A 10,581-nucleotide genomic window follows, 5' to 3' on the forward strand; every position below is an offset into this window, starting at 1 on the left:
GGTGGTGGTTATCCCTTGATGGCGCCGGCGGTGATGCCGCCGACAAGGAACCGCTGCAGCGCGATGAACGCGAGCACGACGGGCAGGGACGCGATCAGCGACGCGGCCATGAGCTCGGCCCACTGCGCGGTCGCCTCGCCGAGGAAGGCGTTGACCAGGCCGGGTGGCAGTGTCGTCTTCTCGCGTCCGGCGAGGGTGAGGGCGAAGATGAAGTCGTTCCAGCCGCGGACGAAGGCGAAGAGCCCGGCGGCGATGAGACCGGGCGCCGACAGCGGCAGGATGACCGAGTGGATGGTGCGCAGCCGCGATGCGCCGTCGACGCGGGCGGCCTCGACGAGGCTGTCAGGGATGGTGTCGAAGAAGCCCTTGAGCATCCAGACGCAGAGCGGCAGCGTGAAGGTGGTGAACGACAGCACCAGCGCGGTGTAGGTGTCGAGCAGGTGGTAGGCGCTGAACAAGGCGTAGAGGGTGACCAGCAGAAGGGCCTGGGGGAACATCTGGGAGGAGAGCACGAAGTACATCAGGCTGCGCCGGCCGCGGAAGCGGAACTTGGAGAACGCGTAGCCCATGTAGGCCGACACCACGACGCTCAGCACCGCGGTGACGATCGAGACGATCAGGCTGTTGACCAGGTACCGGGCCAGCGCGGGTTCGTCGGCGAGGCGGGTGAAGTTGTCGAGGGTGAGCTCGGTGGGGACGAACGACGGCGGGTAGCGGAAGGTCTGCTGAGCCGGGGTGAACGCGGTGACCAGCATCCAGTACACCGGCAGCAGCCCGAATCCGCCGAGGACGACGACGGCCGTCCACGCCGCGGCGCGGGAACCGCGGCTCTCCCGAGCGGAGCGCTTCCTCACAGCTGTCCCTCCCGCTCGGACCGACGGACGTAGACCGCGACCATGACGAGCAGCAGCACCATCCAGAGCAGGCCGAGCGCACCGGCACGGCCGAGGTCGAAGCCCTGGAAGGCGGTCTCGTAAACCGCGGTGGCGAAGGTTTCGGTGGTGCCGGCGGGGCCGCCGCCGGTCATCACGTAGATCAGGTCGAAGTGCTGGAAGTTCCAGATCAGTTCCAGCAGCAGGACGATGCCGATGATGCCGCGCAGGTGCGGCAGAGTGACGGCGAAGAACCGCTGGACCGCGCCGGCGCCGTCGGTCTCGGCCGCCTCGTGCAACTCGACCGGTACGGTCTGCAGCCCGGCGAGGATCATCACCATGATCCACGGAAAGCTCGCCCAGGTCTTGGCGACGATGACCGCGGTCATCGCGGTGCCCGAGCCTGCCAACCAGGCCTGTGGGGCATCGATCAGGCCGAGCGCCTCCAGCGCGCCGTTGGCGAGGCCGTAGTTCGCATTGAAGATCCACATCCAGAGGAACGACACGACGACGCTGGGCACCAGCCACGGGATGAGCAGCAGGCCGCGGAGAGTGGCGCGGCCGCGGATGCGGGTGTTCAGGGCGAGTGCGAGGGCCAGGCCGACGAGGAACGGTGCGATGGTGGCGCCGACGGTGAAAACCAGCGTCTGGCGCAGCAGCCGCCAGAAGTCGCCGCCGAGCAGGTCGGTGATGTTCTGCAGGCCGACGAAGGTGCGGCCGGGTTCCACCAGGCTCTGCTCGAAGAACGCGGTGATCAGGGAGGCGACCAGCGGGTAGACGACGATCGCGGCGAGCATCGCCAGGGCGGGGAGCATCAGCAGCGCGGCGAACGCGCCGTCGCCGAGCCGTCGCGGGGGCCGCTCGCCGCCCGGCGGGGACGCCGGCACGCGGCCGGCGGTCCCGCGACGGGTCGTCTCGGTGCTCATCGGCTGGCCTGCAAGCGGGTCAGGACGCGGTCGGCGGGGCCGAGGTAGCCCAGGTCGGTGCTGATGGCGTCGGCGGCTTCGATGACCATGCGGGACAGGTCGGCCTCCCGGGTGTCCAGGGCGATCGCGGAGAGCGGTCCGGAGACCGACAGCGCTGCGCAGACGGTGCCGGTGTGGTCGAGGATCGGGGACGCGATGCAGGCGCGGCCCAGCGCCAGTTCCTCGACCTCGGTGGCGTAACGGCGCTCGGCGGCCTGAGCGATGGCCTCGTCCAGCGCGGCGTGATCGGTGATGGTGGACGGGGTGTACGCGCGCAGATCGGGCAGGAGCGCCCGGCGCTCTTCGGGGTCGGTGCCGATGAGCAGGCACTTGCCGATGCCCGTGGCGTGCAGCGGGTTGTGCTGGCCGATGAGGACGAACGACCGCGGGGCGAGGGTGCCCTCGAAGTTGCACAGGTAGAACAGCGTGGCGCCGCGGCGCACGGCGACGTTGGCGCCGAGGCCGAGTTCGGCGGCGAGGTTCTGCGCCCGCTGGCGGGCCTCGCGGTGCACCGGGTGGCTGTTGAGGGCGACGCCGGCCATCGTGATGAGCGCGGGGCCTAGTTGGTAAAGGCCGCTGACCTGGTCGCGCTGTACGAGGTCGCAGGCCTCGAGTGTGGCCAGTAGGCGGGACGCGGTCGACTGGCCCAGGCCGGCGTGACGGGCGACATCGGAGACCCGCAGCGCGGGCTGGCCGCCGAGGAAGGCGTTGAGCACGGCGGCCGCCTTCTCGACGCTCTGGTTGGTGCCCTGATCACTCGCCACCGGCAGCTCCTTCTGGACGTCCCATCCATTGCTGTGCCAGAGTGACCCCCATGCTGCATCGTGTCAACCGCCGATTGCATGCGAGTTGCAGAACCGCGCCACGGGGGCGGTCCTATGACATTTGAGCCTGCATTCCTGCCCTTCGAGGGCCCGACGGAGGTCGACGGCCACGGCCACCCGAACGGGCGGCACCTGCTCAGCGCGGCGCTGCCGGCGATGACGGGCAACTACGTGGTCCGCACCGCCGTGCGGGTGCCGGAACCGCGCCACGGCACCGGTGTCAGCACCGCCGAACTGCGGGTCAACGCCAACGCCGAGCGCTGGTACGCGATCCGGCTGCGGATCCGCACCGGCGTGCGGTACCTGTCGGTGCTCCGGCACGCCGGCGGGCGCGACGATTTGCTTGCCGACGACATCGTGTCCTTCGACTTCGGGCGGTATCTGCCCGTCGAGGTCACCGTCGTCGACGGCCGGCTCACCATCACGGTGGACGGACGCACCCCGGTGACCGTCACCGACCCCGAGCCGCTCGACGGCGGCGGGGTCGGCGTCGGGGCCACCGGAATGGCCGCCGGGTTCGCCCCGGTGCAGGTGGTCGACCTCGGCCCAGGTACGCCGCCCGCCGCCGACCGCGCCGACACCGCCAGCCCGGACCTGACCAAGGCGGTGGTCGAGCCGTACGCCGCCGTCGAGGGGGCCGCGCACCGCCTGGAGATCGCCGCGCTGCGGTGGGACGGCGGGTCCGGGTACGCCGCCGACCTGTCCATCCGGGCGGACGGCGGCTGGGAACCGGTGGGCGGCGACCGGTTCGGCGAGCGGTGGCTGGTGCTGCACGGCGGCGGCGGCAGCCGCCGGAATCCACAACGGACGCTCGATCGGCACCCGGTGGTGCTCGACCAGTTCGAGCTGCTCGGCCCGGACGCGGTCCGGCTGAGCGGTGGCAACCCAGAGCTGTTCTCCCTCACGGTCACCTGGCGGCTGTCCGGACCGCACCCCACGGTGGACATCGAGCTGACCACGCAGGTCGACGGCAGGTTCGTGATCGCCTACCGGGCCTTCGCCGCCGCACCCGTCGACGAGATCGACGAGGTGCTGTGCGGGCCGCTGCAGCACGCCCGGATGGTGGGCGGACCGGCGTCCGTGGGCCGCGACGAGCTGTTCGCGCCGCTGTGCCTGTTGCAGCGCGGCCCAGTCACCACCGGGCTGTTCGCCCCGGCCGCGGAGCTGCCGTTCGAATACGAGTCGGCGCGCGGCGACGACGACCAGCCGTTCGGGATGAGCCTGGGCACCCCCGAGGGCACGGTGCAGCCCACTCTCTACGCCCCGCAGTACGGCCGGCGCGCCGACCGGCGCGCCGGCGAGCCCTACCGGTTCACCGTCGGGGTGTACGCCGCCCATGCCGAGCTGTACGACGCGTACCGCGACCTGCTGCGCGGCGAGTACGGCTACACCGCGTACCGGCGCAACGTCCACGCCTCGCTGACCGACACCGTGCACAACCTGATCGACCTGATGAAGGCCGGCCCGGACACCGACGACCAGGTCGACTACCAGGGGTCACCGAGCGGCTGGTGGAGCCGGGCGAAGGGCTTCATCGACATCGAGAACGACCAGGCCGTCCGCGCGACCACCACCGGGGTGCTGCTCGGCGCCTACCAGCTGACCGGCGACGACGAACTGTACGACACACGGGCGCTACCGACGACCGAGTTCCACCTGTCCCGCAACGGGTACGGCTGGACGCCACGCGAGGACGCCACTGTCTACGGTGACCCGACGAAGCACCAGCTGTGCGGCACCCCGTTCGGCGCGCCCGCCCTCGGCCCCCTGTACGCGCTGTCCCGGGGCACACTCACCGCCGCCCGAGAGCTCGCGCTCTCCTCGCTCGACACACAGGACTACTGGCTCAAGCGCACCCCGATGAGCGAGCCGCTGGCCGCCTACCGGATGACGCGGGATCCGAAGCTGCGGCAGCAGGCCGAGGAGGCCGCCGAGCGCTACATCGCCGAGGAGCTCGACCAGCCGTACGGCGGCGCGGCCGACCCGCACGACTTCGCCATCTACTACTGCCGTGCCTGGGTCGAGCTGCTCGAGATGTTCGAGGAGACCGGCCGGCGGCGCTACCTGGACGCCGCGTACCGGGAGGCGAAGCGGTTCGTCACCATGATCTTCGCCCGCCCGGTGCCGGACGGCCCGGTGCCCGTGCCGCAGCGCCCGCTCTTCGTCGACCGGCAGATCGAGCTCACCGGCTGGTGGGACCCCGCCGCCCTGTACGACTACCCGGCCCGCGACGTGCCCGACGAGGTGGTGCCCGCCTGGCAGGTGTCACCGACCGGGCTGAGCATCGAGGCGGTGAACACCTACCGGTTCAACGGGTTCACCCTCAACCCGGCGTGGGCGCCGTTCCTGCTCCGCCTCGCCGCGCACACCGGCGACGACCTGCTGCGGGACGTGGCGCACAACGCGCTGGTCGGCCGGTTCACCAACTACCCCGGCTACTACTACCGGCAGCTGACGGTCCACCATCTACGCCCGGACTTTCCCTGGACCGGCCCGTTCGGCAACACCACCATCTACTACCACCACGCACCCGCCCAACTCGGCATGGCCATCGACTACCTGATCGCCGAGCACGAGACCCGCTCCGGCGGCGCGATCGCCTTCCCGGCCCAGTTCGAGCAGAACTACGTCTGGTTCGTCTACCACGTCTACGGCCATCGGCCCGGCCGCTTCCACGGCGAGGACGGCGTCTGGCTGTGGCTGCCCAAGGGCCTGGTGCGGCTGGACACCGAGCAGGTCAACTGGATCGCCGCCGAAGGCGGGGACCGGCTCTGCGTCAGCCTCACCAACGCGTCGGCCACCCCGACCACGGTCACCGTCACGCTGGACCCGGTACGGGTGCCCATGGCGGCCGCCACCCCGTACCGGGCGACGGTGATCCGCGACGGCCGCGCACCGCAGGAGGCGACCGTGCTCGACCACCAGCTCACCGTCCAGGTGTCCGGGCACGGCATCACCGCGATCGTCGTACATGGCGTCGGCCCACTGGACGTACCGCTGCACCGCACCGACGCGGCCCCCGTCGGCGCGCACCACTTCGACGACGGCCCGGTCGGTCCGGTGCGCGGCATCTTGATCCCCAAGCCGGACGGCAGCCGCTACCACGCCTACGTGCAGGCGACCCGGCGCGAGCCGGCGACCCTGCACTGGTCGCTCGACGACGGCACCACCTGGCGGCAGCTCGACCGCACCGTGCACCCCAACGAGTGGACCGTGCCCGTGGACGACCTGTCCGCGGCGTTCACCTACATCGTGCAGATCGGCGACCGGCGGTCCCGGCCGGTGCGGCTGTCCTGCGTGAAGGAGGCGTGATGCGGGTCCGCGAGGTGCGCACGCACGTGCTGAAGGTACGCGCTGACGAGGCCTACCTGGGGCCGAAGAGCGACGGGAGCGCCATCGGCGGCGGCTACGAGGTCCGCGAACCGTGGCGCAGCCTCTACTCGTCGCGCTACGAGACGCTGCTGGTGGAGGTGGTGGCCGAGGACGGCACCACCGGCTGGGGGGAGGCCCTCGCGCCGGTGGCGCCAGAGGTGCCGGCGGCCGTGGTCGACCTGCTGCTCGCGCCGGTGCTGGTCGGCATGGACGCCACCGCGCCGCGCCCGGCCTGGTACCGGCTGCGCGACCTGATGCGCGAGCGCGGGCACCTGGTCGGCCACCAGGCCGACGCGCTCGCCGCCGTGGACATCGCGCTCTGGGACCTCGCCGGACGGCTGACCGGGCTCGGCGTCGCCCAGCTGCTCGGCGGCGCCTTCCGCACCCGGCTGCCCACGTACGTCTCCGGACTGCCCCGCCCCACCGACCCGCAGCGCGCGGCGCTGGCCCGGAACTGGGCCGAGCGGGGCGCCGCCGCGGTCAAGCTGCACCTCGGGCACGGCGTCGCCGCCGACCTCGCCACCGTCGACGCGGTCCGCGAGGCCGCGCCTGGCCTGCGCATCGCCGTGGACGGGCACTGGGCGTACGGGGTGGACGAGGCAACCGCGCTGGCGCGTGGTCTCGCCGATCGCGGCGCGTGGTTCCTGGAGGCGCCGCTTGCCCCAGAGGACATCGCCGGGCACGCCGAACTCGTCAGCCGCGCCACCGTGCCGATCGCCGTGGGGGAGACGCTGCGCAACCGGTACGAGTTCGCGCAGTGGCTGGACGCGCGGGCGTTGCGGATCGCCCAGCCGGACGTGGCCCGTACGGGCATCACCGAGGCGATGGCGATCGCCGAGCTGTGCGCCGCCCGGCACGTGCCCGTCGCACCGCACCACTCGGTCGGCATGGGTGTCTCGCTCGCCGCCGGCCTGCATGTCGCTGCGGCGGTCGCCGACCTCGCCGCGTTCGAGTACCAGCCGACCTCCACCGAGGTCGGATCCCGCATCCTCACCGGGCCGGTGCCTGTGCACCCGGCCGCGTTCGATCTGCCCGCGGGTCCCGGTCTCGGCGTCGATGTCGACGCCGAGACGGTTCGCGCCCTGGTCAAGGAGTCCTGAGTGCCCCACACCGTGCACGGCCTCGTGCCGATCCTCGCCACCCCGTTCGGGCCCGACGGCGCCCTCGACCTGCCCAGCCTGCGCCGGCTCACCGAGTTCCAGCTCGCCAGCGGCGTCACCGGCGTCGCCGTCTTCGGCATGGCCAGCGAAGGCTTCGCGCTCACCACCGAGGAGCGGGCCCGGATTCTCGCCACCGTCACCGAGGTGGTCGCCGGCGCGGTCCCAGTTGTCGCCGGGGTCAACGGCACGTCGACGGTGACCGCGATCGAACAGGCCGGTGCCGCGGTGGCCGGCGGCGCGACCACGCTGATGGTGCTTCCTCCGTTCATGGTGAAGCCGACGTCCGACCAGCTGCTCGCCTTCTACGGCGACGTGGCCGCCGCCGCCGGGGCCGAGGTCATGGTCCAGGACGCGCCCGGCGCCACCGGCGTGACGATGCCGCCCACCCTCATCGCCGAGCTCGGCAAGCTCGACGGCGTCACTTCCGTCAAGGTGGAATCGCCGCCGACCGCGCCCAAGGTGGTCGCGGTGGTCGCCGCCCGCGCCGACGACCGCTTCGCCGTGCTCGGCGGCCAGAACGCCCAGTTCTGCCTGGAGGAGTACGCCCGCGGAGCGATCGGCACCATGCCCGCCTGCGAGTTCCCCGACCTGCTCGGCCCGGTGCTCGCAGACTGGCAGGCCGGCCGGCACACCGACGCCCGCGCGGGCTTCACCCGGCTGCTGCCGCTGATCCTGTTCGGCCTCCAGCAGGGCATCGCCTGGGCGGTGCACAAGGAGGTGCTGGTGCGCCGTGGCCTCATCGCCGACGCCACCGTCCGCTCGCCGGCCCGCCCGCTCGACCCGGCCAGCCGCGACTCACTCGCCACCATCCTCGCCGACCTTGGGCTTGCCCGGTGAGCGGACGCGGGATCCTCGTCATCGGCGCCTCCTCGCCGATCGGCACCGCGATCGCCCGCGCCTTCACCGAATCCGGCGATCGCGTCGTGGGCGTCTCCCTCGAACAGCACAGCGACCCCGCCTTCGCGGCCGAACTGGTGGCCGACTGCGCCGACCCGGACGCGGCAGCCCGCGCCGTCGCCGATGCCCACCGCACACTCGGCCGACTCGACGTGGTGGTGCCCGCCGCCGCGGTCATGCCCGTCGCTCCGGCGACGCGGACCACCGACGCGCAGTGGCGGGCCGCCCTCGACGTGACCCTCGGCTCGACGTTCTACGTCGTCCGCGCCGCCCTGCCCCTGCTGCCGCGCGGCGGCGCGGTCGTCGCGGTCAGCTCCGTCAACGCCAGCCTCGCCGCGCCCGGCCTGCCGGGCTACGCGGCCGCGAAAGCCGGCGTGGAGGGACTCGTCCGCCAGCTCGCGCTCGAGTACGGTCCCGCCGGCATCCGCGTCAACGCCGTCGCCCCCGGCATGATCGGCAAGGCCGACCTGCCCTCCGTCACCGAGGGCTACCCGCTGCGGCGGGTCGGCCGACCCGACGACGTCGCCGCCGCCGTGACGTTCCTCGCCTCGCCGGCAGCGGACTTCATCACCGGCGTCGTGCTGCCCGTCGACGGTGGCCTGTCGATCGCCTCACCAGCGGCGTGGCTCCGCCCCGACCTGCGAGCGAGATGGCTGTGACATCCAGGGACTGGGCGGTGCTGGCCGACGTGCGCTGTGAGCTGGGGGAGTGCCCGGTCTGGGACGAGGCCTCGGCCCGCCTGCACCTGGTGGACATTGACGGCCGACGCCTCTGGGCCCTCGATCCTGCCTCCGGCACCGCCTCCGGCGCGACCTGCGACCGGCCGGTCACCGCCCTGGTGCCGCGGGCCGACGGGGGATGGCTCGGCGTGTCCGGGCGGGACATCGGCACCCTCGACCCGGACGACGGAACCTTCCAACCTCTGCTGTCCCTGCCCGGGCCGCCCGACCTGGCACTGAACGACGCGGTGTGCGGACGCGACGGCAACCTCTACGTCGGGTCGATCGACCGTACCCGGGCCAATCGCGCCGCCCTGTACGTGATGGAGCCGGACCTGAACCATCGCGTCCTCGCCGGGCACGTGGGCGCATCCAACGGCGTCGACACCAGCCCGGACGGGCGCCTCCTCTACCACGCTGACAGCTTCGCCGACACGGTCACCGCGTACGGGCCCGACGGCCGCCCCGTTGCCGCGGTGCGGGTTGCGCACCCCGACGGGATCGCCGTCGACGCCGACGGCGGGGTCTGGGTGGCCTCGTGGGGATCCGGCATGGTGTTCGGCTACACGCCCCACCTCGCTCCGGACCGCACGCTACGCCTGCCCACGCCGCTGGTCACGAACATGTCGTTCGGCGGTCCCGGCTATCGATGGCTCTTCGTCACGACCGCGCGGTCGGACGGCGCCGAGCTGTCCGGAGCCGTGTTCACCGCGGACGTCGGCGTAGCCGGTCTTCCGGCCGCCCGCTTCGTGGTCGGGTTGGATCACCGCGTCCGTTGAGCGGACGACCGTGTTCCTGTCGCTGCTGTCTGCCGCGCTGATCGCCCTGTCGTTGAGGCAACATCTGCCGCAGACGTTCCCGGCCCACCACGACGACCCGGTCCGGGTTGCCCGGCGAGGTACTCGGTGAGTTTCGGATGCTCCACCTACGCCTCGCGAGAATCGCGGGCGCCTACTACCTGGTTGTCGCGATCTTCGCCGGTTTCGCGCACATCGTGCGCGAGAACGTCTACGTCCCGGACGATGCGGTAGCCACCGCGGCCAACGTGGTTTCGAACGCCGATCTGGTCAGGCTCAGCTTCGTGGCCGACCTGGTGCAGGCGACGTTCGCGCTGTTCCTCGTCCTGGCGCTGTCGCACCTGCTGCAGCACGTGAACAGGAACGTGGCCCGGGCGATGGTCCTCTTCGTCGTGCTCCAGGTCGGCATCACCTGCCTCAATCTGGTCCACCAGCTCGCCGCGCTGCTGGTCGCGACCGAGCCCTCCTACACGAGCGTCTTCGCCGCCGACGAGTCGGACGCCCTGGTACTGCTGCTGATGGACATGCAGCACAGCGGCTTCCTGGTCGCCCAGATCTTCTTCGGGCTCTGGCTGTTCCCCCTCGGCTGGTTGGCCTACCAATCCGGCATGTTCCCCCGGCCGCTGGGTGTCATCTTGATGGTCGCCACCGCCGCGTACCTGATCGACGTGCCGCTGCAGTTCCTCGCGCCCGGCTTCGCGGCGGCGGTCTCACCGATCGTTGTCGTGCCGCTGGTGACCATCGCCGAGGTCTCGATGGTCGGCTACCTGCTGATCAAGGGCGCCCGGACGCCGGCCGACCCGAAACCACCGGTCGACACGAACGCACCGGTCGGCATCGCGCCGGCGAACCATCCACTCGTCACACCCTGAGCCACACCCGCGACCGGGGACGGTAAGACACGAGGCAAGGTCGCCATCACCATCTGAGCGCGAACCACGGCACGTCGAAGCACTGCCCACTGGATCGATCTTC

At 71.9% G+C, this 10,581-nt stretch carries 9 protein-coding genes; 6 read left to right on the forward strand and 3 right to left on the reverse strand.

Annotated elements, in window-relative coordinates:
* Window positions 1-8 precede the first annotated feature (8 nt).
* Genes OG990_RS05005 through OG990_RS05015 form a run of 3 tightly spaced genes read right to left on the reverse strand, consistent with a single transcriptional unit; the run spans window position 9 to window position 2,601 of the window.
* On the reverse strand, window positions 9-854 hold the full coding sequence (locus tag OG990_RS05005; protein ID WP_328418384.1) for a carbohydrate ABC transporter permease: 846 nt from the start codon (window positions 852-854) through the stop codon (window positions 9-11).
* Window positions 851-1,798, reverse strand: coding sequence for a carbohydrate ABC transporter permease (locus tag OG990_RS05010; protein ID WP_406079179.1), 948 nt, complete (start codon window positions 1,796-1,798; stop codon window positions 851-853). Before OG990_RS05010 ends, OG990_RS05005 begins: the two co-directional genes overlap by 4 nt.
* Window positions 1,795-2,601, reverse strand: a complete 807-nt coding sequence (locus OG990_RS05015) for an IclR family transcriptional regulator (protein WP_328418382.1) — start codon at window positions 2,599-2,601, stop codon at window positions 1,795-1,797. Before OG990_RS05015 ends, OG990_RS05010 begins: the two co-directional genes overlap by 4 nt.
* Window positions 2,602-2,715: 114 nt before the next feature.
* Here OG990_RS05015 and OG990_RS05020 point away from each other — a divergent pair, with 114 nt between their 5' ends.
* From OG990_RS05020 to OG990_RS05045, 6 genes are all read left to right on the forward strand, one after another.
* The gene (locus OG990_RS05020; protein WP_406079180.1) at window positions 2,716-5,973 is read left to right on the forward strand and encodes a hypothetical protein; all 3,258 of its coding nucleotides are present in this window, start codon (window positions 2,716-2,718) and stop codon (window positions 5,971-5,973) included.
* The gene (locus OG990_RS05025) at window positions 5,973-7,133 is read left to right on the forward strand and encodes a mandelate racemase/muconate lactonizing enzyme family protein (protein ID WP_328418380.1); all 1,161 of its coding nucleotides are present in this window, start codon (window positions 5,973-5,975) and stop codon (window positions 7,131-7,133) included. The genes OG990_RS05020 and OG990_RS05025 overlap by 1 nt, the downstream gene beginning before the upstream one ends.
* Window positions 7,134-8,030 carry a dihydrodipicolinate synthase family protein gene (locus OG990_RS05030; protein WP_406079182.1) on the forward strand — a complete coding sequence of 299 codons (897 nt, stop codon included), beginning with the start codon at window positions 7,134-7,136 and terminating at the stop codon, window positions 8,028-8,030. It begins immediately after the preceding gene.
* Entirely contained in the window at window positions 8,027-8,749 is a 723-nt protein-coding gene (locus OG990_RS05035; RefSeq protein ID WP_386983523.1) for an SDR family NAD(P)-dependent oxidoreductase, read from the forward strand. The genes OG990_RS05030 and OG990_RS05035 overlap by 4 nt, the downstream gene beginning before the upstream one ends.
* Window positions 8,746-9,588 carry an SMP-30/gluconolactonase/LRE family protein gene (locus tag OG990_RS05040; protein ID WP_406079183.1) on the forward strand — a complete coding sequence of 281 codons (843 nt, stop codon included), beginning with the start codon at window positions 8,746-8,748 and terminating at the stop codon, window positions 9,586-9,588. Before OG990_RS05035 ends, OG990_RS05040 begins: the two co-directional genes overlap by 4 nt.
* A gap of 137 nt (window positions 9,589-9,725) precedes the next feature.
* A complete protein-coding gene (locus tag OG990_RS05045) occupies window positions 9,726-10,478 on the forward strand; it encodes a DUF4386 domain-containing protein (protein WP_406079184.1) in 753 nt (250 codons plus the stop codon).
* Window positions 10,479-10,581: the final 103 nt, after the last annotated feature.

This window comes from Micromonospora sp. NBC_00858 (assembly GCF_045207365.1).
Lineage (GTDB): Bacteria > Actinomycetota > Actinomycetes > Mycobacteriales > Micromonosporaceae > Micromonospora.